Origin of the sequence: Paractinoplanes brasiliensis (assembly GCF_004362215.1) — a bacterium.
Lineage (GTDB): Bacteria > Actinomycetota > Actinomycetes > Mycobacteriales > Micromonosporaceae > Actinoplanes > Actinoplanes brasiliensis.
Genome location: NZ_SNWR01000001.1, coordinates 965950 through 991505 on the forward strand (window position 1 = coordinate 965950; position 25556 = coordinate 991505).

Sequence of the window (25556 nt, forward strand, 5' to 3'; positions counted from 1 at the left end):
ACCTTGAAGACATAGTTGCTTCGGCTCCATTTCTCAGTACGAAGGGATCTCGATCATGGGACGAGTAGAGGGCAGGACAGCAATCGTCACCGGCGGGGCGAAAGGCATGGGCGCGGCCATGGTGAGTCTGCTCGCCGCCGAGGGCGCCCGGGTCATCGCGGCCGACGTCGACCTCGAGGGCGCGGAGGAGCTGGCCGGGCAGTTGGGTCCGGACGTGGTCGCCCGCCGGCTGGACGTCCGTTCGGTAACAGACTGGGCCGAGGTCGTCCGGGACGCCGAGAAGCTGTTCGGGACGGTCGACATCCTGATCAACGACGCCGGGATCGCTGACCCGGCGGCGCTCAGCGAATGGGACACCGCCCGGCTTCAGCACACGCTGGACGTCAACCTCATCGGGGCCTTCAACGGGCTCCAGGCCGTCACCGCGGGCATGCGCCGGGCCGGGGGTGGATCGATCGTCAATATCGGCTCGGTGGGCGCCTTTCAAGGCGTACCCCGAATGTTCGGTTATGTGGTCTCGAAGTGGGCTCTGCGAGGGCTGACCAAGACGGCCGCCCTCGAGTTGGGTCACGACGGCATCCGGGTGAACATGGTGCACCCCGGCCAGACCAGGACGCCGATGACCGAGGGCGTCGTCTTCGACACCCACAGCATCGCGCTCGGGCGAGTCGGCGAGCCCGAGGACATCGCCAACGCGGTGCTGTACTTCGCCTCCGACGAGTCCCGGTTCGTTACCGGCACCGAGGTCCTGGTCGACGGCGGAATGCTGGCCGGACAAGCGGACTACCAGGGCCTGCCGCAGTAGACCCGGCAGGCCCTGCACGATCTTCCAGAATCGGAGACATGTCATGAATCGGTTGCAGGACAAGGTTGCCATCGTCACCGGCGCGGCGGGCAACCTCGGATTCACGGGCGCCCACGCCATGGCGGCCGAAGGCGCCCGGGTGGTCATGATGGACATCTCGCCGTCCGTCGCCGACCGCGCGGCGGAGTTGGCGAAGCAGGGCCTCGAGGTGGTCCCGTACGTCGGCGACGTCAGCGACGAGAGCGACATCCGGGAAATGGTGAACCTCGCGGCCCGGACGTACGGCCGGCTCGATGTGCTGTGGAACAACGCGGGCCTGATCGGCGCCGACTGGCTCGATCGAGACACCGACGTCGTGGGCGTCACTCGCGACCATCTGATGCGGACCCTCGAGGTCAACCTGCTCAGCGTCTTCCTCGGCAGCAAGTACGCCATTCCCGTCATGGCCGAGGGCGGCGGCGGATCGATCATCAACACGTCGTCGATCCAGTCCGCCGGCGGGGACCTCGCGCTCGTCTCGTACGGAACGAGCAAGGCGGCGATCGACTATCTGACGCAGTCCATCGCCACGTCGTACGGCCACCTGCGCATCCGTTGCAACGCCATCGCCCCCGGACTGGTCCCGCCGCCGGCCGTCGACGACGGGCGAGCGAAGTCCGCCCCGGTCCAGCTGTTGCGCGACTCGCAGATGCTGCCGTACGTCGGAGAGCCGAGCGACGTGTCCAACGCGGTGGTTTTCCTGGCGTCGGACGAGTCGAAGTTCATCACCGGCCAGCGGATCAACGTCGACGGTGGAGCGACCGGCCACCTGCCGACTCTCTCCGACCGCCGGAAAGCGGCGTGACGATCCGGCCCATCCCGAAGCATGGAAATCCGGGCGACTGGTGCCTCGACGCGGCCCGGGACCTGACCGTCCCGGGTCGCGCGGTGAGCATGCATCCGCTGCGACGTAGACCCCTCCTCGTGGCGGATGCACCGAATGCCGGCGAACGGCCGTGGGCGCATTCGCCATCTCCTCGTTATTGGGAAAGACGGCTCGACCGCCGCAGAGTTCATCGACTCAGCAGCACGGGCGACGACGGCCGCCGCCCATACCGGTGACTGAACTTCTCCACTTCTGCCCCGTTCGTACGGTTGTGACCTCCCCTACCGACTTCAGCCACCGGAATCAGCCGCAGTACCTGCGCGACTACCTGGCCACCGCGGCCGCCTCACCAGACATCACCCGCTTGCGGGCAATCGCTCTCGCCCTCTGGAATCTGCCGATCGTCAATGGGCTGAAACTGCTCGATGCCGGCTCCGGCAATGGCGAGGTGGCTCGCGAGCTGGCCACCCTGCTGGTCGACGGCTCTCCGCCCGGCTTCAACGACCGGGTCCAGGCCGTGTCAGCGGCCTCTCACGCAACCCGCCCACCCGAGGCGGCCTCCTCCGGACGCACCCTGCGCCGCCGTCTGGTCCAAGCCGGCCTGACCGGCATCGTCGCCGAGCCGGTCACGATGGTCTTCACCGACATGGCCAGCGCGACCCAGGTCTTGCCCCTGCACCGGGACAACCCCATGGTCGCCGGCGTCCCCGAGCTGAGCTCCCTGCTCGACACCATCGGCGAGGCCGTCGAGGACGGCACCTTCCTGCTCGCCTTCACCATGTGGGCGGCCGTCGGCACCCGCCCGCACTGAAGGGACTCTCGATCCCGGTGACAGGCCGGCCTCGTCACGGCAGCCCGCGGGCCGGCACCGCCGCGCAGCAGCAGCATCCGACCGGCGAGCCCGTCGCCGGGGCGGCCGCGGCGGCCGCCCTCACCGAAGACATCGAGACCGGCCGGGAACTGGCGTTCAGCACCGACATCCCGTCGTCGGGAAGCTGGCCCTCGCCGCGCGAACACCAGCCCGTCAACGCCATGACCGCTATGGAGGTCCGGATGACCATTCTTCCGATCCGGAAGATCGGCGACCCTGTTCTGCGTCAGGTCGCCGAGCCAGTGACCACTTTCGACGCGCAGCTGGGCAAGCTGGTCAAGAATCTGAGGCAGACGCTCGCGGCCTCCGGGGGCGGCGGCCTCTCAGCCCCGCAGATCGGTGTCGGCCTGCGGGTCTTCGCCATCAATCCAGCCCTTCCCGGGAACGACCGAAAGCTCGACCACCTCGTCAACCCCGGCGTCGAGTTCCCCGACGAGGAAGAACAGGACGGCCCGGAGGGCTGCCTGTCAATTCCGGGGATCTACCTCGACACCAAGCGGAGGATGAATGTCGTCGCCCGGGGATTGACCAAACACGGTGATCCCGTGCAGGTGGTCGGGTCCGGACTTCTGGCCCGCTGCATCCAGCACGAGAACGACCACCTCGACGGCGTCCTGTTCATCGACCGGCGGAACAGGGCGGACCAGGACCGGATCATCGCCACACTGCGTGCCGCGGACTGGGCGGATGCGCGGATCGAAGTCAGCCCGCACTGATCACAGGTGGCTCCCGATCGCAGTCGTGCGAACGGGCCGGGCGGTGCCGCTTCGACGAGCGCCGCCCGGCCCGTCGCTGGACCACGAGCGGGATCCGGCGCCTGAGGTCGCCGATCCCGGCCGTCCGCGGGAGATCAAGATCTTGCCTTGGCGAATGGGCCCGCTGAACATCGCGGCCGGCGTCTCGTCGGGACAGTCGGGCGGCAGCCAGATCTGCTCTCGGCTGCCGTGCACCCCAGCCACGGGTCCTTCGACGGGACCATCCATCAAAGGAGCGATTCATGAGGGTGGCTTACACACTGCGCGGGCGCCTGATGGGGCCTACGGTCGCGGCCGGCTTGCTGGCGCCGCTGCTCGCTGTTCCGGCGGCCCACGCCTTCGCGGCGCCGAGCGGGGGTAACTGCTCACCGCGGGCCGAGGCGGTCTCGTACAGCGACAGTCTGGACAAGACGACGACCGTCGACGGTGTCGCCGTCCGCGGGCTCTCCGCCATCGCGTACGACAGGTTCAGCCGGTCGTACGCGACGGTGGTCGACCGCAGCGGCACGCAGCCGGCCCGTCTGGTCTTCCTCAGCACCGGCCGCACGCCGCGAGCAACCGCGACGACGCTGTTGAAGCGGGCTGACGGCACCGCCTACGACGGCACGAACTTCGACGGCGAAGGACTGGCCGTCCTGCCGAACGGCAACTTCCTGATCAGCTCCGAGGCCGAGCCGTCGATCCGCATCTTCGGCCGCGACGGCGTGCAGCGCGGAGAGCTCCCGGTGCCGGATCGTTTCCGGGTCGCGCCGACCGGCGAGGCGGCGGAGAACGCCACCCTCGAGAGCCTGACGATTTCGCCCGACGGCAAGTACGTCTACGCGGCGATGGAGGGTTCCCTGGCCGGCGACGCGCCGGTTGACGGCACGGTGGCCCGGCACCGCGTGCTGGTCTACCGGAACGACGGCCGTGGCGGCTACCGGCTCGCCCGCCAGTTCGGTTACCAGGCCGACCGGGGCAACCGGATCGCCGAGGTGACGGCCTACGGCGACGGGCGGCTGGTGTTCCTCGAGGCGGCCTTCACCTCAGGGGTCGGCAACACCGTCCGGCTGTACGCGGTCACCGGGGTCAACCGGGCCCCCGATGTCAGCGCCGTGCCCAACCTCTCGACCGTCAGCTACCGCAACCTGGCCGGGAAGCAGCCCGTCGCTGATCTCGCGAACTGCCCGACCCTGGGCGCAACGAGTCCCCAGCCGCAGCTGAACCCGCTGCTCGACAACTTCGAAGGTCTCGCGGTCGAGCCCGGGGCCCACGGTGCCCGGCAACGCCTCCGGCTGATCAGCGACGACAATTTCAGCCCCAACCAGAAGACCCGGGTTCTGTTGATGGACACCCGCCTGCCGTAATCATCGTGAACGGCGGGAGCGCCGTGCTGGCCGTCTCGGTGCTCCCGCCTCCATCAACCAGGCCTCATTGGCAGAGCCAAAGCAAAGTTAGTTGATCTTCGTTGTTCCTGGTGATGACGACCCGGTGAACGGACGCGGCCTTCCTCAGTAGACGATGGCGGTTCTCTACGCCAACCGTCGTCTACCAGAAAGGCCGCTCGTGCCAGTCTCGCATGCGGTCGCCGATGTCGTCATGAACAAGGCCAGCCAGGCCGACCTCGGCCGGGTAACCGCGCTGGCCGCGGTGTTCGCGCCGGTCAAAGATCCGCGTAAGCCCAAGGGCGTGCGGCATCCTCTCACCGCGGTACTGACGGTGCTGACCATGGCACTGCTGTGCGGGGCACGTGATTTCCGGCAAGCCGCCGACCGGGTCGCGGAACTCCCGCAACCCCTGCTCGGCGCAGCGGGCGCCCGCACGCACCCCGTCCTGGGCATCCGGATCCCGCCCGGCCGTGACACCCTGCGCCGGCTGGCCGAGGCCGTCGACGCCGCGGTCTTGGACCGGCTGATCTGCGCCTGGCTGACCACCCTGCTCGAGGTTCGCACCGGTGTCGGGCTGGCCCTGGACGGCAAGACCGTCCGCAACACCCGCCCCGGCACCGGCGTGGACGTGCAACTGTTCTCCGCGATGCGCCACGACACCGCCGTGGTCATCGCCCAGGTCCAGGTCCCGGCCGACACCACCGAAGTCACCCAGATCGCCGCCCTGCTCGACCCGGTCGACATCACCGGCATGACGATCACCGCCGACGCCGCCCATCCCAGCCACGACACCGCCACCTACCTACTCAAGCGCGATGCCGGTTACGCCTTCACCGTCAAAGGCAACCGGCCCGGCCTGCTCACCGCGATCACTGACCGGCTGCCCGCAGCCGTCCCCGCTCTGGCTGCCGCAACGCACACCGAGCACCGAAACGGCCACCGGGTCACCCGCACCATCTGGACCGCACCCGCCGACGGCGTGGACTTCCCCGGCGCGGTCCAGGTCTTCCGGATCCGCCGCGACACCTACGCCCCCGACGGCCAACGCGTCAGCAAACACCTCCTGCACGGCATCACCAGCCTGACCTGCACCGCAACCGAGATCGCCGCTCACGTCCGCAGCCACTGGGGAATCGAAAACAAGATCCACTGGATCCGCGACGTCCTGCTCGGCGAAGACCACCACCACGCCTACCTCGGCACCGTCGCCCACGCCATGGCCGCCCTGCGCAACCTCGCCCTCGCCCTGATCCGCCTCGCCGGGCACACCCGAATCAAACAGCTCATGGAACGGCATCACGCCAACAAGATGCTCATCCCGACGCTACTCAACGCAGCCATCCGATAACCATCCGACTTTGCTTTGGCTCTGGCCTCATTGGTGAGATCACTTCGGTTCATAGGGGCACTTTCTCATTCCCGCGTCTTGCCAAGACGATGCGGCGATCGCACCTTTGCCCGGAAAAGCTCACTGGCTACTGAACCCTCCTTCGAACTGTCCGTCGTGGACAGCAGAACCACTCCCTGGTTCCACGAGAGAGGCAGTCGAATGACATTTTCGGAATCGGGTCGCGTAACGCTGGAGGGCTTTACCGACCACCTGGACAAGACGAATTTCGAAGGGGAGTTCGTCGGCAACTTCTCCGGTCTGGGTAAGGACCACGACGGCCGGATCGCCGCGCTGTCGGACCGTTCCGTGATGTACTACCTCGATCCCGAGAGCCTTGACCCGGTCGAGATCGTCAGGTTTAAGGACGAGCTGCGGCACCCCCTCGACGGCGAGGCCATCGTCTTCGACAACGACACCATCCTGGTCGTGACCGAGCGACCGGAGATCTTCCGCTACGACCGGGCCGGCAAGCTCGTCGGCGCCCTGCCGATGCCCGCGCAGTTCCGGGTGACGCCGCTGGGTCGGGCGAAGCTCAACGAGTCGTTCGAGGGTATGACCCTGCTGGACGAGCGGACTCTGCTCGCCTCGATGGAGAACTCGCTGCTGGGCGATGAGGACGGCATCGCGCGGTTCCAGAGTTGGGAGCGCAGCGACCCCGATGACGACTTCAAGCCCGGCGCCCAGTACGCGTACCGGATCGAACCCGGCCTGATGGTCTCCGACATCGCGGCGACCGGCGACGGCCGGCTCCTGGTGATCGAGCGGGGCTTCGACAGCACCGGCAACCAGGTGCAGCTTCACCTGGCCGACCTGAAGGGCGCGGCCGACGTGAGCGCCGTCGAGCACCTCGACGCGGACTCGCCCGTCCTCGCCAAGCAACTCCTGCTGGACCTGGTGGACCTGCCCGATTCCGGCGCGGTCAGCAAGCAGCCACAGGTCAACCCGCTGCTGGGCAACATCGAGGCCATGGTGGTCACCGACGGTGGCCCGGACGGCGAGATGCGGGTCCTGCTCGCCACCGACGACAACGCCAGCGAGAAGCAGATCACCCGGATGTACCGGCTTCGCGTCCAGCTGCCCGAGCGGTCCTGAACAACGTCCCGGCCGAGTGGCCCGCTCGGCCGGGACGACTGGCACAGAATCCGTTGCCAGTGAACCTCCGACTCGAGGTCCGTCGTGCTGGACATGACCTCACTGATCGCCTTCTTCCTGCCGGCCGACGAGGTGGACGGCTCGGTCGACTGCCCGCAGATTCCGGCTAGGGCACTGAGTGCTCCACCTACAAACTTGCTGACCGGCGCCGCCCGCTGGTCGCAGGTCATCGTGGGGACCACACGGGGTACGGGCTGGCGCCGATGAGCGGGTCGTCGACCACCGCGGCAGCCCCCGGATACGCCCTCGGCGGCGCCAGAGCACGACCTTCAACCGGCTGTACGGCTACGTCCGGTCGCCAGACATCACCGCGAACTACGCCCTCCGATCCCTCAGCGCGGTCGACGACCCGAAGTGTTCGCGGCGCTGCGCGGCGGCAAGCAAGCGATGGAGATGAGAAGTGTCATCAGTGCGGCTGAGAGGGATCACCATCGGGGCGACTATGGCAGGGCCGGCGCCTTCGACACCAGCCCAAGCCGCCCGACCCAGCTTCGACCGGATCCGGCCCAGCGACAACCACTACCAGACCTGGTTGACAACTCGAACAGGTCGGTCAGGCTGAAGGGGGTCCGGCCAGCATCGCCACCTGCCACAACAGCAGAAGAGACAGCCTGCCGAACAGGCTCAGGGCGGATGGGCTACACCGCAACGTTCGAAGATGAGGCATCAAATCGGGCCCGAACTCGCCGAACAGCTCAAGCGACTGTCGGGCATCTGATGTGCTGGCGGCAGCCACCGCCGGTCCTTACGAACTTCTGGATCGGCGGTGGCTGCTTGACGTCCATGGACAGCGACCGTATGTAACCGCAGGTCAGAAAGAATCCCGCTTGATCATCACGACCCGGAGGCCGCAGCCGGAGCCTTACTCGTCCATGAACCTCCAAGGCTTGCAGGTGCCGCCGACCAACGGTCCCGCATCCCCGCAGACACGGTAAGTTTGAATCCCCCGGTTGAAGCCGAAGCTACCAGTGCTGTTCGCCGGGACATCGACCTGCCTGACGACATCGGCACTGCCGAACAGTCGAAATTGGACCCAGCCCCGACCCGGTCCTTGTACCACGAGTACGATCTGCTTGTTCCAGTTGTAGACTCCGGCTGTGAAACTCCTGTCCGGCACCGGGGGCTCGAAGTCGACAAAGAGCTGGTCAACATCGCCTCTCGCAGCGAAGGCGGGCGACGAAATTCCCAGTCCCCCCAGGACCACGACCATCGTCATGACTGCCGCTTGGACACTCCTCTTCAAGTTCATCTCGACCCTTCTTTCGATAGACATACATTTCGACCGCCATGTCGTGGTACGCAGGATGCGAGCCAGGAGAAATCACAGTTCTGCGGTGCTCGCGTGCGCTCCATTCACCCAACATCCGTACCGTCCTCCACGACATTACGACCGCGGGGCCTTATCATGATGGCAACCAGAAGCTGTCCCGTGAAGCAATAGTGAGATTCGTCCGGACTTTGAATTATTAGGCGCGCGATACGTTTGCCATCGCATCAGTTCTTGTTCACGCCACCGGACGGCAATACCGCCTATTCGGACCGAGCCTGTTCCGAGCTCACGACAATGTTTAGGGTTTTGGCACGGTACAGGCCGGACACGACGCCGAGAGTGGCCCCACGCTGCGGCAATTGCGCGTACCGAACCAGTTCGGTCCATTCGGCATCACGATCGAAGATTTCGGGCGGCTTTCCACGACCCTGTGTAACTGTACTTACAGTAACTGCAGTTAACTGCCAGGGCGTCGCAGAGGCAGCGAACGCCGAGCAGGGTCCAGACCCGGCAGCGGGCGGCACCGCTGGCGAGCAGCGGACCTCAGCGTCACCGGGCGACCGAACCCCATGAGGTTCCGGAGACGTGCGGGAAGCGGCCGCTGCGGTCACCCGACGTCCAGGCGGTCAGCAGGGACCAGCCGGCCATGGCCCGTACGTAATGGTCGCCGCATTCGATCTCGTTGAAGGGGTTGCGGCGGGTGCCGTCGTAGCGGGCGCGCACGCCGCGGACGATGGCCAGGCCCTCGTCGTCCAGGCCCTCGTAGAAGCAGTGGGCGGCCACCTGGTACTCGACGCCGGTCCAGACCTCGTCGCAATAGCGCAGCGGTACCGCGGGGCGTCCGCCGTGCGGCCAGCTGCACACAACCAGTCCCGTCTCGTCGCCGTCGGCGAAGGACCGGTAGCCGTGCGGCTCGAATCCCGTCCGCAGGTTGTACCGGACGATCGAGCGAAGGGCCTGCCGTACGCGCGGAGCCGGCAGCAGATGGCCGAGGCGCAGCTCGTGCGCCCACCATTGACCGAGCAGTTGGTCGGAGAGGCACCCCGCGCCGAAGTCGTAGGCCTCGCCGGTGTTCGGCTGCGCATAGAACTCGCCGTTCCACAGCAACTCGTCGTACGCCACGGAGGCCTTTTCGAACGTCGCCGTGAACGGATCCGGCTCGGACAGCAGGGCCGCCATGGCCGCCATCGCCCGCAACGCCGCCAGCCAGAGCCCGCCGACGAACATGTTCGGACCGTGCAGCGCGATGTCATAGGTGACCGGTTGCTCGCCGCGCAGCACACCGTCGCCGGCGCGGTCCCACTCGCCGGAGATGTACGTCATGAGCGAGGAAAGTGACGGCCATTGTTCGCGCAGCCAGTCCGTTCCGGCCCCGTCGAGCACCGAACGATACGTCTTGAGCACCGCGCCGAGCATCCCGTCCAGCGCCGGCTTGGCCGGTCCGCCGATCGCCACCCCGGTCAGCTGCGGCAGGTAGAGCGGCAGCACCACCCGGTGCGGGATCGAACCGTCCGCGGCCTGCACGAGGAACTCGTTTTCGCGCATGTCGCGGCCGATCGACGGGAACAGCCGGGACAACGCCTGCTCGTAATTGAGCACGTGGTTGCAGTTGAGCGGGCAGGAGCCGCCCGCGTCGCCGTTCCAGTTGCGCGTCGAGGCGCCGAGCGCTCCTTCGAACGCGAACGTGCGGCCGTCGGCCGTGCGGAAGATGCTCGGGGATCGTACGAGGGAAGGTTGCGCCGCGATCGTGTCGCGCAACGGTTCCGGCAGGTCGCTCGTCGCCACCGCGTCGGCCCAGCCGCGCGACGAGGTGTCGAGTTCTGCGCGATCACGCCGATAGCGATCGAGAACGTCGAGCGCTCCGCCGAAGCGCGTCGCATAGTGGTTGCCGACCCAGAAACGTGTCGGCCCGTACTGCTGCTGCGGCCCGAACCGGTCGAAGTCGGCGTACCGGTTGGGGAACCACCACGCGTACACGATGTCGATCGTTGCCGACTCCCCCGGTGCGAGCGCGAACGCGGCCGCGAGCCCGGCGTCCCACGTGTGCCCGGCCGGGCTCGGCCCGACCGGCGCGCGCATCGGCGAGGCACCGTCGCGCAACGCCGCGCGCAGGGCGGCCGGCGAGAAGTCGCCGAGCTGGGTCGGTGCCACCAGCCGCAGCGTCTCGGCCCAGCGCAGCACCGCATCCGCGTCGTGCGCCCGCGGCAGCACGGCGGCCGGCGCGTCGGTCCAGAGCAGCATCTCGCCGGCCGACGGGTCGTCCTCGGCCAGCCCCGGATGGTCCATGAGCACGCCACTCTGACCGGGCCGGTGCAGCAGCCGGTTGACGTTGCCGCCGTAGCCCGCGCCGCGGGTGCCGTCGATTGGGGTCACACCGTCCCACCCGGCCGCGTTCTGCAGGGCGGCGAGCAGGAAGCCGTGCCGGAACTCGGTGCTGTCGTTGCGGATCGTGAACCGGAACCGGATCAGCGGCAGCGAGCTGGCGTCGGCGTCGAGCGGCACGAACGGCGTGTGGGCCTCGAGCGTGACCGCCACCGGCAGGGCCGAGTCGTGGTAGCGGACCGTCGCGAACGGATAGGCGGCTTCGAACGTCGTGTCCTCGACGAGTGGCCAGCGCAGCTCGGTCTCCGGGTAGACGCCGTCCGAGACGTTCGGGGCCGGGGTGTACGAAGGTGGCGTCGACTGCAGCAGGCGGACGACGTCGGCCGGCGGTTCGAGCGACGAAACGCGCAACGCGAAGAAGCTGTCCGGCAACAGCGCGTCGTGGTTGGGCACCCCGAGCAGTTGCCACTGCCGCAGCGCACCGTCCCCGCAGAGCGCCACCTGCCCGGTGCCGAGCCCGCCGAGCGGGAACGCCACCGCGCGCCGCGCGTCTCCGGTGAACCGCATCCAGAACCTCCGGGTTGTGAAATCGATTTCAGCGAAGGTAGATCGAAGCTCACGGACTGTCAACTAGGGTGACCCCATGGCCACGATCTACGAGGTTGCGGCGCTCGCCGGCGTCTCACCCGCGACCGTCTCGCGCGTCTTCAACGGCAACACGGTGTCGCCCGAGAAGCAGCGGGCGGTCCGCGAGGCCGCCGCCAAGCTGGCCTTCACGCCCAACAAGACCGCCCGCCGCCTGCGCAAGCAGAGCTCCGAGGTGGTCGCCCTGCTCATCCCCGACATCGAGAATCCGTTCTTCACCGCGCTGGCCCGCGGCGTCGAGGACCGGGCCCAGGAGGCGGGCTTCTCGATCGTGCTCTGCAACACCGACGACGACCCCGGCAAAGAGCTGCGCTACCTGCAGATCGCCGCGTCCGAGCAGATGGCCGGCGTGATCCTGGCCCCGGCCTCGGACGAGGCCGACCTGGGCGCCATCGCCTCGCTGGGCAGCCCCGTGGTGGCCGTCGACCGCACCACGCCGTACCCGGTCGACGCGGTCAAGGTGGACAACCGGGCGGCCAGCATCGCGGCCACGACGGCCCTGTTCGACGCCGGTCACCGGCGGATCGCCTGCATCGCCGGGCCGGTCGGCATCGAGTCGACCGAGGACAGGTTCCTGGGCTGGCGGCAGGTGATGACGGCGCGGCGGGCCGCCATGCCGGAGGGCTACCTGCGGCACGCGAACTTCCGCGCCGACGGCGGCTATGCGGCGATGCAGCAGCTCCTGGCCCTGCCCGAGCCGCCCGAGGCGGTGCTCACGACGAACAACCTGATGGGCGTGGGCGCCCTGCAGGCCATCGTCGAGGCCGGGGTCGACCCGGCCCGGTTCGGCCTGGCCGTGGTCGGCGAGCTGCCCTTCATGTTCCTCACGCCACCGGCAGTCGTGCAGGTCAGGCTGCCTGCGCGGCACCTCGGCACGACCGCCGCGACGATGCTGCTCGAGCGCATCGGCGGCGATGCCCAGCCGCCCCGAACTGTGGTGTTACGCGCCGAACTGGCCTGATGCTGCAATCGATCCCAGGCTGAAGTTCGCAGTTCAGCCCGCCTCTGCGGAAGCCGAGCACGGGACCTTGACGAAATCGATTTCTTGGACTTCACTGTGGCGCACCGCACCGCCTCTATTCCGCTCCCAATTCGAGAGGGACGCAGGCTCATGAACACCTCGTTACGAAAACTCGCGACGGTAGGCGCGGTCGCCGCGCTCGCGGTCTCCACCATCACGGCCTGTTCGAACGACGACTCCAGCGCGGCCGGGGGTGACAAGTCGCTCGAGGTCGTCTACTGGAACTACGGGCCGGCCGCCGAGACCGGAAACAAGGCCACGGCCGACGCGTTCATGGCCGCCAACAGCGGCACGACCGTGACCCTGACGCCCGTCACCGGGGAGAACTGGGGCACCTACTACGCGAACGTGGCGACGCTGATCGCCTCGGGCAAGCGGCCCGACCTGATGGTCATCTCGGGTGAGGGCGCGCAGTTCGTGCACGCGAACAACCTCGTCCGGCCGATCAACGAGTACCTCGAGAAGGACGCCGGCGCCAAGGCGATCACCGGCGACATCGCGCAGGGCCTGATCGACGGTTTCACGGTCAAGAACGACGTCGTGACGCTCACGTACGGCTGGAACAACATGGTCGTCTACTACAACACCGACGTGTTCAAGAAGGCGGGCGTCGAACCGCCCAAGGCCGACTGGACGTGGGCCGACTTCCAGGCCACGGCCAAGAAGCTGACCGCCGACACCAACAAGGACGGCAAGACCGACAGGTACGGCTTCACCTGGGCCAGCAACGAGATCTTCCCCGGCATCATGCCCTGGGTGGCCAACGCCGGGGGCAACCTGACCAGCGACGACGTGTGCGCCGCGACGGCCGACACCCCGCAGGTGAACAAGGCCGTGTCGTTCCTGCGCCAGCTCATCACCGACGGCGTCTCGCCCGCCCCGATGCCGATGAGCGACGTGTTCACCCGCTTCCAGAACGGCCAGGTGGCCATGTTCGGCGCCGGTCGCTGGCCGATCGGCACGTTCCTGCCGGCCGGCTTCAAGTCGTTCGACATCCAGCTCTACCCGAAGGGCGACACCTACAAGACCGTGTTCGGCGGCGCCGGCTACCCGATCCTCAAGTCGTCCAAGAACCCCGACCTGGCCTGGGAGTACCAGAAGTTCACGGTCAGCGAGGAGATCGAGAAGCAGTACGTGGGCACACCCGAGAAGCCCGGCGACTCGATCCCGTCGCGGCGTTCCCTCGCCCAGACCATCTCGAAGGTCGGCGTTCCGCCCGCGAACTCCGACCTCTTCTACGACAGCATCGACAAGTTCCCGACGCTCGTGCCGTACCCGGCCCCGGCCAAGTACAGCGCCTTCGAGTCGACCGTCCTGCGTCACCTTCAGCTGATCTTCGCCGGCGAGACGAGTGTCGCCGGCGGACTCAAGGCCATGCAGGGTGAACTGAGCAGCATTGTCACCTGCTGAGATGGCCGTGCTCATGACCGAACGTCAGGCTCCCCCGGCTCCGGGCCGGGGGGCCTCCCCCCAGCGACCGGCGCGCAAGGACGGGCTCGCGGCCTTCGCGTTCCTGTCCCCCTCGATCGTCACCTTCGTCATATTCGTGCTGGCCCCGGCGGCCGGCGTGCTGTATCTGAGTTTCTACGACTGGAACCTGTTGAGCGACGGCACCTTCGTCGGCCTCGCCAACTTCGAGCGCCTGTTCACGGATGAGCGCTTGTTGCGCGTCTACGGATCGACTGTGTACATGGCGCTCGCCATCCTCGCGGTCAACGTCGTGCTTGGGCTGTTGCTCGCCGTTCTGCTCGAGACCCGCATGCCGAGGTGGCTGCGCGGGGTGTTCCGCCTGTCGTTCCTGTTCCCGTTCGTGATCTCGGCGGCCGCCGTCGCGCTGATCTGGCGGTTCCTGCTCAACAAAGACCTCGGGCTGGTCAACTACCTGCTCGGCACGCTCGGCGTGGACCGGATCGATTGGCTCGGCTCGTCCGTCTGGGCGCCGATCTCGATCATCATCGTGAACTCGTGGAAGACGATCGGCTTCTCGATCCTGGTCTACATCGCCGGCCTGCAGGCGATCCCCCACCAGCTCAAGGAGGCGGCGATCGTGGACGGGGCCAACGCCTGGACCCGGTTCTGGCGGGTCACCTTCCCGCTGCTCTCGCCGACCATCTTCTTCCTGGTCGTCATCAACACCATCAACTCGTTCCAGATCTTCGCCGAGCCCCGGGTGCTGACCCAGGGCGGCCCGGGCGACGCCAGCCGCACGATCGTGGAATACCTGTACGACCGGGCGTTCGGCGACTTCGACCTCGGCTACGCGAGCGCCATCGGCATCACGTTCATGCTCGTCCTGATCGTGCTGACCGCCATCCAGTTCCGTTTCTCGCGCAGATGGACGTTCTACGAGTGAGCCGCATCCTCAGCCGGGTGGCCACGTTCGCGATCCTCGCGCTCGCCGCCCTCGCCATCACCGCACCGTTCCTGTGGATCTTCCGAGGCGCGTTCTCGGCCTCGGACGCGGAGCTCTACAAGCTGCCGCCGACCTTCGACCCGGCCAACCTGACCGCGGACAACTTCGGCCAGGTCACCGACCAGGTGCCGTACTTCCGGTTCTTCGCGAACTCGATCGTCGTGTCGGCCACGGTGACGGCGGCCCAGATCGTCACCTGCGCCACGGCCGCATACGCCTTCGCCCGCCTGCGTTTCCGCGGCAAGGGCGTGTTGTTCGCGGTGGTCGTGGGCTCGCTCATGATCCCGATCCAGGTGACGATCGTGCCGCTGTTCCTGGTCATGTCCAAGCTCGGGCTGACCAACACGCTGTGGTCGCTGATCCTGCCCGGCATCTTCAGCGGGTTCGGCATCTTCCTGCTGCGCCAGCACTTCCTGGCGCTGCCCTACGAACTGGAGGAGGCGGCCAAGCTCGACGGCGCCGGCCACTTCCGGACGTTCGCCCGGGTCATCCTGCCCCTGTCCGGCCCGTCGATCGCCACCCTGGGCATCCTGTGCTTCACCTACTGGTGGAACGACCTGCTGCTGCCGCTGGTCATGATCAGCGACACCGAGCGGCAAACCCTGCCGGTGGGCCTGGTGCTGCTGGCCGGCCGGTTCTCCACCGGCTCGCTGGGCACCATCGCGGCCGGCATCGCCATGGCGATCGTGCCCGTGCTCATCGTGTTCCTGGCCGCGCAGCGCTACATCGTGCAGTCGATCGCGTCCAGCGGTCTGAAGCTCTAGGGCCTGTCATGGATGTGCTGGTAAGAGAGACGTGGTCGGGCGCAACGGCGTTCTGGCACGAGCTTCCCCGTACGCTGACCGCCGGCGCCCTCGTTCTGGCGGCTTCCGCGCCCCTGGCCGCCGCCCTCGTGTCGGCCGCGCCCGGCTGGATGTCCGCGGTCGCCCTCCTTCCGCTGACTTTGGCCCTGACCGCCGTGGCCTCGTTCGCCGCACCGATCGCCCGGGGTGACCAAGCGTCGTCGAGTGCCCTGCGCCGGATCGACCCGGTGCTGGCGCTGTTGTTGTCGGTCGCCGGCCTGGCGCTGATCGCCCCCTGGGGCGTCGTGCCGGCCGCGGCTGTCGTGATCGTCGGGCCCTATGCGCTCGCCTACGGTGCGGTTCGGGGCAAGCGTGGCCTGGCTGCGGTACGCGGCGGGGCGATCCTCGCCGCGTACCGCCCCTCATGGGCCTTGACGTCGACAGCCCTGACCGTGCTGGCCGGATTCGCCGCGGTGGCTTCCGCCGGCGTGCTGGCCTTGGTCGCGGCCCCGCTGCTGCTGACACTGGCCGCCCGCCAGACAGCCAACCTGCTGGCCGAGATCGACGCTCGGCAGGTCGCTGTGCCGCCTCCAGACCCCGCCCTCCCTTGGGGGCCCCCGTCCACGACCAATTCTGGCGAAGTTTCCGGATCTTCGACGGCCGCCCTGTGGACGGGCGCGAACTGTGGACAACCCAGCGACGTCCGGCGAAACGGTGTATCGGCATGAGCGGGCCACACAGCGACCGGCCGAGCCGCGCGTGGTGACGATCTACGAGGTGGCGGCCCGGGCCGGCGTCTCCACCTCTACTGTCAGCCGCGTTCTCAACGGCGCCAGAGTATCCGCCGAGTCCGAGCGTCTCGTGCGGGCCGCGGCCGAAGCCCTGGCCTTCACCCCCAACCGGACCGCCAGCCGGTTGCGGGGGCGGCGCTCGGCCGTGATCGGGTTGATCATTCCCGACATCGAGAACCCGTTCTTCACCGCGCTCGCCCGCGGCGTCGAGAACCGGGCCAGCGCCGCCGGCTACTCGGTCGTGCTGTGCAACACCGACGAGGATCCCGACCGTGAGGCCACCTACCTCGACATCGCCGTGGCCGAGCACATGGCCGGCGTCATCCTGGCCCCGGCCGACGACGCCAGCGACGTGGGCCGCCTGGTCTCGCAGCGCAGGCCGGTGGTCGCCGTCGACCGCAGCCTGGCCCGGGCCGACGTCGACGCGGTCACCGTGGACAACCGGGCGGGTGGCCGCTCGGCCGCGGAATCGTTGTTCGCAGCCGGTTACTCGCGGGTCGCCTGCATCACCGGGCCGGTCTCGGTCGAGACCGCGCAGCTGCGCATGGCCGGCTGGCGGCAGGCCGCGACCCGGCACACCGGCTCGGCCTATCTCGACGACCTGTTGCGGTACGCCGACTACCGGGTCGAAGGCGGCCGGCAGGCCATGGCCGAGCTGCTGCGGCTGCCCGATCCGCCCGACGCGGCCGTCGTCGCCAACAACCTGATGGCCGCGGGCGCCCTCGACGCCTTGCACGATGCCGGGCTCGACACCCCGGGCTTCGGCCTGGCCGTCTTCGGCGATCTGCCGTTCGCGTCGTTCGGGCGACGCGGCATCCGGGTCGTCGACGTCCCGGCCCGCGCGCTCGGTGAGGCCGCGGCCACCCTGCTGCTGGAGCGCATCGGCGGCGACACCAGCCCCGCCAAAACCGTTGTCCTGCGCGCGATGGAGCAGAAATGAGCCTCTTTCTCGGTGTCGACATCGGCACCTCGAGCAGCAAGGGCGTGCTCGTCGACAGCGACGGCGTCGTCGTCCGGAAAGCCGTGCGCGAGCACGAGGTCGACCGGCCGCGGCCGGGATACGTCGAGATGGACGCCGCCGTCTGGTGGACCGAGTTCCTCTCCCTCGCCAAGGAACTCACCGCAGGCGTCACGGTAAAGGCGGTCGGGGTCAGCGGCATGGGCCCCTGTGTCCTGATCACGGACAGCAAAGGCAGGCCGCTGCGACCCGCCATCCTGTACGGCGTGGACACCCGCGCCACGGCCCAGATCGAGGCGCTCACCGAGGAATTCGGCGACGAGATCCTCGACCGCTGTGGCTCGGTTCTCTCGACGCAGGCAGTCGGCCCGAAACTGCTGTGGCTCGCGGAGCACGAGCAGGTGGGCCAGAGGCTCTTCATGCCGGCCTCGTGGCTGGTCCATCAGCTCACCGGCGCCTACACGCTCGACTACCACTCGGCCAGCCAGTGCACGCCGCTGTTCGACACGCACGCACTCGACTGGTACCGCCCCTGGGCCGAGAGGATCGCGCCCGGCCTGGAACTGCCCCCGCTCGCCTGGCCCGGCGACGTGGCCGGCCTGACCGGAGAGGCGATCGCGGGCATTCCGCCGGGCACCCCCGTCATCACCGGCACGATCGACGCCTGGACCGAGGCGGTCAGCGTCGGCGCCCAGAACCCGGGCGATCTGATGCTGATGTACGGCACCACGATGTTCCTCATCGCCACGGTCGACCGCCCGCTCACCACCCCGGCCATGTGGGGCACGGTCGGCGCCTTCCCGGGCACCCGCAACCTGGCCGGCGGCATGGCCACCTCGGGCGCCATCACGGCTTGGCTGAGCAAAACCACCCAGACCTCGTACGAGCAACTCACCAGAGAGGCCGACGCGTCCGGTCCGGGTGCTCGCGGGCTGCTGATGCTGCCGTATTTCGCCGGGGAACGTACGCCCGTGATGGACCCGGACGCCCGCGGCGTCATCGCCGGCCTGACCCTCGAGCACACCCGCGGCGACCTCTACCGGGCCGCCCTGGAAGCGACCGCCCTCGGCGTCCGCCACAACATCGAAGCCTTGCAGGCGGCGGGGGCCGACATCGACCGGGTCGTCGCCGTCGGCGGCGGCACCCGCGGTGGCCTGTGGACCCGCGTCGTCTCCGACGTCACCGGCCTGGCCCAGGTCGTCCCGCGCGTGACGATCGGCGCGGCCTACGGCGCCGCGTTCCTGGCCGCCGGCGACCAAGACATCAACGCCTGGAACCCCGCCGCCGAGATCGTCGAGCCCGACCCGAGAAACAGGCCGGGATACGACGAGCTCTACGCGCTCTATCACGACCTCTACCCCGCCACCCGCAGCATCACCCACTCGCTCGCCAACCGCCAACGGAGGACCCCGTGAGCACCTACACCCTCCCGGCCGCGCCGTCCCGGCCCGCCGCCGAGCCGACCACCGCCTACCTCATCGCCAGCGGCGACCTGCGCCCCGCGGCCAACCGGGCCGGCTGGCCGGTCCAGCAACGGATGGAGGCCGCCGTCACGGCCGCGCTGGCCGAGTTCGGCTGGACCGTGCGCCGGGCCCACCCGTACGACGAGAACAAGGGCCACGGCTTCATCGACAGTCAGCGCCTGGGCCTCGAGGTGTTCAAGTCGATCCCGCCCGAGGCGCCCCTGATCGTGGCCGAAGCCGTGTGGCAGTACAGCCATCATGTGCTGGCGGGATTGCGCACGCACCAGGGCCCGATTCTCACGGTGGCCAACTTCGCCGGTGACTGGCCGGGTTTGGTGGGCCTGCTCGGTGTCAACGCGGGCCTGGCCAAGATGGGCGTCGGCTACTCGACGATCTGGTCGGTCGACTTCACCGACGAGTGGTTCAAGGCCGGCCTGCGCAGCTGGGTCTCCACCGGTTCGATCGTTCACGACACGTCGCATGTCCGGCCCCTCGGCGAACAAGCGGACACCGCGGAGACCGAGCTGGGCCAGGCCTTGGCCGCGCAACTGCTGGCCGACAAGGCCATCATCGGCGTGTTCGACGAGGGCTGCATGGGCATGTACAACGCGATCATCGACGACGAGCTGATGAACCCGCTCGGCATCTACAAGGAGCGCCTGTCGCAGAGCGCGCTCTGGGCCGAGATGCAGCGGGTGCCCGACGCCGAGGCCGACGCGGTCGGGGCATGGCTGGCCGCCAAGGGCATGAAGTTCGAATTGGGTACGGACGAGGCCACCGAACTGACCGAGGCGCAACTTCGCTGGCAGTACAAGATGTACATCGCCGCGCTGCGGATCAGCGACGACTACGGCCTGGACGCCGTGGGGATCCAGTACCAGCAGGGCCTCAAGGATCTCTCCCCCGCCTCGGATCTGGCCGAGGGGCTGCTCAACAACGCCGACCGCCCGCCGGTCACCTCGCGCGACGGCACCCGGGTGCTGTGGGAGGGGCGGCCGCTGCCGCACTTCAACGAGGCCGACGAGGGCGTGGCCGTCGACGCGCTGGTCACCAACCGGCTGTGGACCGCGATGGGCCTCGACCCGGCGACCACGCTGCACGATGTGCGCTGGGGCGAGGAGTACGACGGCGAGTTCGTCTGGGTGTGGGAGATCAGCGGTTCGGTGCCCCCGTCGCACTTCGCGACCGGCTACGCCGAGGCGGTCGGCCGGCGGCAGGACCCGGTCTATTTCCCGCTGGGCGGCTCGACCATCAAGGGCATCAGCAAGCCGGGCGAGGTCGTCTGGAGCCGGATCTTCGTGCAGGGCAACGCCTTACACGCCGATCTGGGCCGGGCCACCGCGGTCGCCCTGCCGACCGAGGAGTCGGAGCGCCGCTCGCAGGCCACCACCCCGGCCTGGCCGATCATGCACGCCGTGCTGCACGGCGTGACCCGCGACCAGTTCATGGCCCGCCACAAGGCCAACCACCTCAACGTCGCGTACGCCCCGGACGCCGGGACGGCCGACAAGGCCCTCGCGGCCAAGGCCGCCCTGCTGTCGGCGCTCGGTGTTCAGGTCTATCTCTGTGGAGACGCAACCTGCTGACGAACTGCTCATCTATTGCTCGTCGCGGTGTCGATCATCGAAATCTGTGAATCCTAGCGTTCTGTCCGGGCGGCCGGCGTGACCCGTCGGCCGCCCGGGGCAGGGGTCCACCCTGCTTCTCCTCACCTCGGCCCGAATCGGGCCGCCTCCAAGGAGATGGAATGGCAACAGGTCCACATCACCGGCGATGGCTCGGTGCCGGCATGGCGGTCGTCCTGGCCGCCGCCGGAGTGGTCGCGACTGGTGCTGGCGCCCAGGCCGCGGTCGGCAAGGAAGACAAGATCCGGCCCGAGCTGGCGGCCCAGATGGCCGAGCGCGGCGGCGGCGACTTCTGGATCAGGTTCGGCGCGAAGGCCGACCTGACCGCGGCGAGCAAGATCAAAGACTGGAACGAGCGCGGTACGGCGGTGGCCGCGGCCCTGAAGAAGGCGGCCGCGAGCAGCCAGTCCGGGGTCCGGGCCGAGCTCGACAAGGGCGGCGCCACGTACGAGTCGTTCTGGGCCACGAACGCGATCAAGGTCAGCAAGGGCTCGCCCGCCCTGGTGCAGAGCCTGGCCGCCCGGCCCGAGGTCGAGGGCCTCTACGCGCCGGCCAAGGTAGAGGCGCCCAAGGTTGTCGAGGGCAGCCAGCAGAAGGCCGTGAACGCGGTCGAGTGGGGCATCGCCAACATCAACGCCGACGACGTCTGGTCGCAGTACGGCATCACCGGCGAGGGCATCACGATCGCCAGCATCGACAGCGGTGTCCAGTTCGACCACCCGGCGCTGGTCGGCTCCTATCGGGGCAACAACGGCGACGGCACGTTCACCCACGACTACAACTGGTTCGACGCGGCCGGCGCCTGCTCCGGCGCGCCGTGTGACACCAACGGCCACGGCACCCACACGATGGGCACGATGGCCGGCTCCGACGGCACGAACCAGGTCGGCGTCGCCCCCGGCGTCCGCTGGATCACCGCCAACGGTTGCTGCCCGTCGGACAGCGCGCTGATCGAGTCGGGGCAGTGGATGCTCGAGCCGGCCGACTCGGCCGGGGCCAACCCGGACGCGAGCAAACGGCCGAACGTCATCAACAACTCCTGGGGCACGATCAACCCGTCGAACGAGCCCTTCATGGAGGACATCACGACGGCCTGGACGGCGTCGGGCATCTTCGGGGCGTTCGCCAACGGCAACAGCGGTCCCGGCTGCCAGAGCAGCGGCTCCCCGGGCAGCCTGGTCAGCAACTACTCGGTCGGCGCGTACGGCGTGGACAACACGATCGCCGACTTCTCGGGCCGCGGCGCCGGGCAGAACGGCGAGCTCAAGCCGAATGTCTCGGCCCCGGGCGTGAACGTGCGCTCGACCTGGCCCGGCAACGGCTACAACAGCATCAGCGGCACCTCGATGGCCACCCCGCACCTGGCCGGCGCGGTCGCGCTGCTCTGGTCGGCCGCCCCGGTGCTGGTCGGCGATGTCGCGGCCACCCGGGCGCTGCTGGACGGCACGGCGATCGACACCGAGAACAGCCAGTGCGGTGGCAGCGCCGACGACAACAACGTCTTCGGCGAGGGCCGGCTGGACGCGCTGAAGCTGATCGGCGAGGCGCCCACCGGCGACTCGGGCACGCTGGCCGGCAAGGTCACCGACGCCGCGACGGGCTCGGCGGTCGCCAACGCGGCCCTGACCCTGACCGGCGCGGCCGACCGCCAGCTGACCACGGGCACCGACGGCACCTACTCGACGCGGCTGCCGGCCGGCGACTACCAGGTCGCCGTGACCGCGTACGGCTATTCGGCCAAGACCGTGGCCGCGACCGTCACCGCCGACCAGACCACCACGACCAACGTCGCCCTGACGGCCGTGCCGACCGTCTCGGTCGGGGGCGCGGTGACCGACGGCTCGGGTCACGGCTGGCCGCTGTACGCCAAGGTGACCGTGGCCGGACCGGGCGGCGTCTCCGACTACACGACCCCCACCAACGGCCGCTACAGCTTCAAGCTCCCGGCCGGGTCCACGTACAAGCTCACCTTCACCTCGCAGTACCCGGGCTACCAGACGGTGACCAAGGACGTGGTCGTCGGCACCAGGAACGTCACCCAGAACGTGGCCGTGCCCGCCTCGCAGGAGGACTGCACGACCGCGCCGGGCTACGAGAACTCGACCAAGGGCGACTTCCAGACGTTCGACGGCACCACGGCGCCGACCGGCTGGACCGTGGTCGACAACGCCGGCAAGGGCCAGACCTGGAAGTTCACCGACGACGGCCGGCGCGGCAACAACACCGGCGGCGACGGCGGCTTCGCCATCGTCGACAGCGACCGCTACGGCTCCGGCAACACGCAGGACACGTCGCTGGTCAGCCCCGTCGTCGACCTGACCGGGGTGGCGAACCCGGTGATCCGGTTGGACCAGGAGTACCGCCAGTACGCGCAGGAGACGGGCGACGTCGACCTGAGCCTCGACGGCGGCGCCACCTGGACGAACGTGCTCAAGCAGACGACCAACGTGCCCGGCCCGAAGCGCACCTCGGTCGCGATCCCGCAGGCCGCGGGCAAGTCCCAGGTTCAGGTGCGGTTCCACTACTACAACGCCTCGTTCGCCTGGTGGTGGAAGGTCGACAACGTCCTGATCGGCGAGCTCGAGTGCGTGCCGACCGACGGCGGCCTGGTCGTGGGTCACGTCACGGACGGCAACACCGGCGGTTACGTCAACGGGGCCACCGTGGCCGACAAGAACGACGCCGCCGTGAAGGTCACGACGGTCGCCACGCCGGACGACACCGGCCTCGCCGACGGCTTCTTCTGGCTGCTGGCGAAGCCCGGTTCGCGGACCTTCGCGGCCACGGCCGGCAACTACTCCGGCGACACCGCAACAGTCGACGTCGAGGCCGACTGGACCAGCACGGCCGCCTTCGAGCTCGGCGCCGGTCAGCTCGCGGTCACCCCGGCCGCGGTCAGCGCCGACGTCCGGATGCCGGACGGTTCCGCGGCCAAGAAGTTCACCGTGACCAACACGGGCACCCAGCCCGTCGAGGTGAAGCTCTCCGAGCGCAGCGGCAGCTTCGACATGCTCAAGGCCGACGGCTCGAACACGACCCTGGGCGAGATCCTCGGTTCGCCGGGCGCCCCGGCCCAGCGGATCAGCACGGCCGTCTCGTTCGCGGCCAGGACTTCGTTCAAGGCTGCGGCTGTCACCAAGGACGGCCCGTTGGCCGACCCGTGGACCAACATCGGCGAGTACCCGGCGGTCGTCATGGACAACCGGGTCGTCAACCTGGACGGCAAGGTCTACTCGCTCGGCGGCACCAACGGCACCGCCGCCTACAAGACGAACTACGTCTACGACCCGGTCGCCCAGGCCTGGAGGCCGATCGCCGACCTGCCCGAGGCCCGCAGCGCGCTCACCGTGGGCGTGATCGACGGCCAGATCATCGCCACCGGCGGCTGGGGCCCGTCCGGCCCGTCCGCCACCACCTGGGCCTACGACCCGGGCGCGGACACCTGGACGCGCAAGGCCGACAACCCGGCGCCGCGCTCGGCGGCCGGTCAGGCCGTGGTCGACGGCAAGCTGTACGCCGTGGCCGGCTGCACCACCGCCAACTGCACGCCGATGTCGAACGACGTGGTCGCCTACGACCTGGCCAGTGACAGCTGGACGACGCTGGCCGACTACCCGAAGTCGGTCGCCTTCGCCGCATGCGGCGGCATCGACGGCGTCATCTACTGCACCGGCGGCAACGACGGCGCGGTCTCGCAGAAGGCCGGCTACGCCTTCGACCCCGGCACCGGCTCGTGGACGGCCATCCCGGACGCCCCGGCCGACCAGTGGGCCAGCTCGTACGCCGCGGCCAACGGCAAGCTGCTGGTCGTGGGCGGCGTGCAGGCGGGCGCGGTGACCAACGCCGGCTTCGCCTACGACCCGGCCGCCGGCTCGTGGTCGGCCCTGCCCAACGCCAACACGGCCCGCTACCGGGGCGCCGCTTCCTGCGGCTTCTACAAGGTGGGTGGCTCGTCCGGCGGCTTCAACCCGACCACCTCGAGCGAGGTGCTGCCCGGCCTGGAGGAGTGCGGCGCGGCCGGCGACGTCAGCTGGATGACGCTCGACAAGACGGAGGCCACGCTGGCCCCCGGTAAGAAGCTGACCGTCACCGTGGGCATCACCGCCACCGTGGACCAGCCGGGCGCGTACACCGGCTCGGTCGGCATCAAGGAGAACACCCCGTACACCGTGGCGCCGGTCGGGGTCACGCTCAACGCGCTGCCCCCGAAGACGTGGGCCAAGCTGATGGGCACGGTCACCGGCGTCCCCTGTGGCGGCGCCGGCGCCCCGCTGGCCGGGGCCACGGTCCAGGTCGACTCGTGGGCGACCTCGCTCACCTTCGCCACCGACGCCGAGGGCCAGTACGCGTACTGGCTCGACAAGCGCAACAACCCGCTCACCCTGATCGCCGCCAAGGACGGCTACAAGCCCCAGGCCCGTACGTCGAAGGTCGCCCCGGCCGAGCCGAAGGTGGAGAACTTCGCCCTCGCCCCGGTCCGCTGCTGACCCGTTGAGATGAGGCCGGCCCGTCCGCGAACACGCGGGCGGGCCGGCTGCTCGATGAATACCGCCTATGCCGTGAACCGGATTCCGACGCCGCGGATGGCGTGGATCGTCGCCGCCGCACCCAGCCGGGCCAGTTTGGCCCGCACCCGGCGCACCGTCGAGTGGATGTCCGAGCCGCGGCCCACGTGCTCGTTGCCCCAGACCGCGAGATGCAGTCTCTCGTACGTCCAGACCCGCCCCGGCGCGGCCACGAGACACTGGAGGAAATCGTGTTCGAGCGGCGTCAGCGCGACCTCCCGGTCGAGCCAGCACAACACGCGGCGGTCGGAGTCGACCCGCAGCCCCTCCTCCGGCTCGGCTTCGCTCGGCGGGGCCACCACGTTGAGGAACTGCCGCGCCTGGTCCGGTGTGGACACTATGAGAATGGCCTCGCTGCCACCGAGCAGTTGCGCCAGCTTCCGGCGCCCGTCCGGGGAGGACGCGATGCCGATGGCCAACGAGGGAACCGTACTGTTCGTCATGCCCCGCCTCTCAGCGTTCGATCAACGCATTGAAGTAAGGCTATGACCGCGGT

Annotated in this window: 20 protein-coding genes; 17 read left to right on the forward strand and 3 right to left on the reverse strand. The window is 68.9% G+C overall.

Annotated features, from left to right (window positions below; all coding sequences use genetic code 11):
* Positions 1 to 55 precede the first annotated feature (55 nt).
* The 8 genes from C8E87_RS03860 to C8E87_RS43480 all read left to right on the forward strand — a co-directional run bounded on the left by C8E87_RS03860 (position 56) and on the right by C8E87_RS43480 (position 7412).
* On the forward strand, positions 56 to 805 hold the full coding sequence (locus C8E87_RS03860) for an SDR family NAD(P)-dependent oxidoreductase (RefSeq protein WP_133871807.1): 750 nt from the start codon (positions 56 to 58) through the stop codon (positions 803 to 805).
* Between the two features lie 43 nt (positions 806 to 848).
* A complete protein-coding gene (locus C8E87_RS03865) occupies positions 849 to 1649 on the forward strand; it encodes an SDR family NAD(P)-dependent oxidoreductase (protein ID WP_133871808.1) in 801 nt (266 codons plus the stop codon).
* A 292-nt stretch (positions 1650 to 1941) separates the two neighbouring features.
* A complete protein-coding gene (locus C8E87_RS03870) occupies positions 1942 to 2481 on the forward strand; it encodes a methyltransferase domain-containing protein (protein ID WP_133871809.1) in 540 nt (179 codons plus the stop codon).
* A 242-nt stretch (positions 2482 to 2723) separates the two neighbouring features.
* The gene (gene def / locus C8E87_RS03875) at positions 2724 to 3257 is read left to right on the forward strand and encodes a peptide deformylase (protein ID WP_208116365.1); all 534 of its coding nucleotides are present in this window, start codon (positions 2724 to 2726) and stop codon (positions 3255 to 3257) included.
* Positions 3258 to 3538: 281 nt separating this feature from the next.
* On the forward strand, positions 3539 to 4642 hold the full coding sequence (locus C8E87_RS03880) for an esterase-like activity of phytase family protein (protein WP_133871810.1): 1104 nt from the start codon (positions 3539 to 3541) through the stop codon (positions 4640 to 4642).
* A 199-nt stretch (positions 4643 to 4841) separates the two neighbouring features.
* Positions 4842 to 6011, forward strand: coding sequence for an ISAs1 family transposase (locus C8E87_RS03885; protein WP_166661068.1), 1170 nt, complete (start codon positions 4842 to 4844; stop codon positions 6009 to 6011).
* 201 nt (positions 6012 to 6212) lie between these two features.
* On the forward strand, positions 6213 to 7145 hold the full coding sequence (locus C8E87_RS03890) for an esterase-like activity of phytase family protein (RefSeq protein WP_133871812.1): 933 nt from the start codon (positions 6213 to 6215) through the stop codon (positions 7143 to 7145).
* 93 nt (positions 7146 to 7238) lie between these two features.
* On the forward strand, positions 7239 to 7412 hold the full coding sequence (locus tag C8E87_RS43480; RefSeq protein ID WP_166661069.1) for a hypothetical protein: 174 nt from the start codon (positions 7239 to 7241) through the stop codon (positions 7410 to 7412).
* A gap of 655 nt (positions 7413 to 8067) precedes the next feature.
* Here the strand turns inward: C8E87_RS43480 and C8E87_RS03895 are convergent.
* Positions 8068 to 8454, reverse strand: a complete 387-nt coding sequence (locus C8E87_RS03895) for a hypothetical protein (protein ID WP_133871813.1) — start codon at positions 8452 to 8454, stop codon at positions 8068 to 8070.
* A 570-nt stretch (positions 8455 to 9024) separates the two neighbouring features.
* Positions 9025 to 11364, reverse strand: coding sequence for a GH116 family glycosyl hydrolase (locus tag C8E87_RS03905; protein WP_133871815.1), 2340 nt, complete (start codon positions 11362 to 11364; stop codon positions 9025 to 9027).
* A 76-nt stretch (positions 11365 to 11440) separates the two neighbouring features.
* Between C8E87_RS03905 and C8E87_RS03910 the strand changes: the two genes are divergently transcribed.
* The 9 genes from C8E87_RS03910 to C8E87_RS03950 all read left to right on the forward strand — a co-directional run bounded on the left by C8E87_RS03910 (position 11441) and on the right by C8E87_RS03950 (position 24982).
* On the forward strand, positions 11441 to 12403 hold the full coding sequence (locus C8E87_RS03910) for a LacI family DNA-binding transcriptional regulator (RefSeq protein ID WP_133871816.1): 963 nt from the start codon (positions 11441 to 11443) through the stop codon (positions 12401 to 12403).
* A 150-nt stretch (positions 12404 to 12553) separates the two neighbouring features.
* Positions 12554 to 13873: an ABC transporter substrate-binding protein gene (locus C8E87_RS03915; RefSeq protein WP_133871817.1), complete on the forward strand. Its 1320-nt coding sequence runs from the start codon at positions 12554 to 12556 to the stop codon at positions 13871 to 13873.
* Positions 13874 to 13886: 13 nt separating this feature from the next.
* On the forward strand, positions 13887 to 14816 hold the full coding sequence (locus C8E87_RS03920; protein ID WP_166661070.1) for a carbohydrate ABC transporter permease: 930 nt from the start codon (positions 13887 to 13889) through the stop codon (positions 14814 to 14816).
* Positions 14813 to 15640: a carbohydrate ABC transporter permease gene (locus tag C8E87_RS03925; RefSeq protein ID WP_166661071.1), complete on the forward strand. Its 828-nt coding sequence runs from the start codon at positions 14813 to 14815 to the stop codon at positions 15638 to 15640. Before C8E87_RS03920 ends, C8E87_RS03925 begins: the two co-directional genes overlap by 4 nt.
* 8 nt (positions 15641 to 15648) lie before the next feature.
* On the forward strand, positions 15649 to 16386 hold the full coding sequence (locus C8E87_RS03930; protein WP_133871820.1) for a hypothetical protein: 738 nt from the start codon (positions 15649 to 15651) through the stop codon (positions 16384 to 16386).
* Positions 16387 to 16417: 31 nt separating this feature from the next.
* Positions 16418 to 17389 (forward strand): LacI family DNA-binding transcriptional regulator, encoded by a 972-nt coding sequence (locus C8E87_RS03935; RefSeq protein WP_133871821.1) that lies wholly within the window; start codon positions 16418 to 16420, stop codon positions 17387 to 17389.
* Positions 17386 to 18822 (forward strand): FGGY-family carbohydrate kinase, encoded by a 1437-nt coding sequence (locus C8E87_RS03940; RefSeq protein WP_133871822.1) that lies wholly within the window; start codon positions 17386 to 17388, stop codon positions 18820 to 18822. The genes C8E87_RS03935 and C8E87_RS03940 overlap by 4 nt, the downstream gene beginning before the upstream one ends.
* Positions 18819 to 20456: a fucose isomerase gene (locus C8E87_RS03945; RefSeq protein ID WP_133871823.1), complete on the forward strand. Its 1638-nt coding sequence runs from the start codon at positions 18819 to 18821 to the stop codon at positions 20454 to 20456. Before C8E87_RS03940 ends, C8E87_RS03945 begins: the two co-directional genes overlap by 4 nt.
* Before the next feature lie 161 nt (positions 20457 to 20617).
* On the forward strand, positions 20618 to 24982 hold the full coding sequence (locus C8E87_RS03950) for a S8 family serine peptidase (RefSeq protein WP_133871824.1): 4365 nt from the start codon (positions 20618 to 20620) through the stop codon (positions 24980 to 24982).
* Between the two features lie 65 nt (positions 24983 to 25047).
* On the opposite strand, the gene C8E87_RS03955 is transcribed toward C8E87_RS03950, so the two are convergent.
* Positions 25048 to 25503 (reverse strand): winged helix-turn-helix domain-containing protein, encoded by a 456-nt coding sequence (locus tag C8E87_RS03955; RefSeq protein ID WP_133871825.1) that lies wholly within the window; start codon positions 25501 to 25503, stop codon positions 25048 to 25050.
* Between the last annotated feature and the right edge of the window lie 53 nt (positions 25504 to 25556).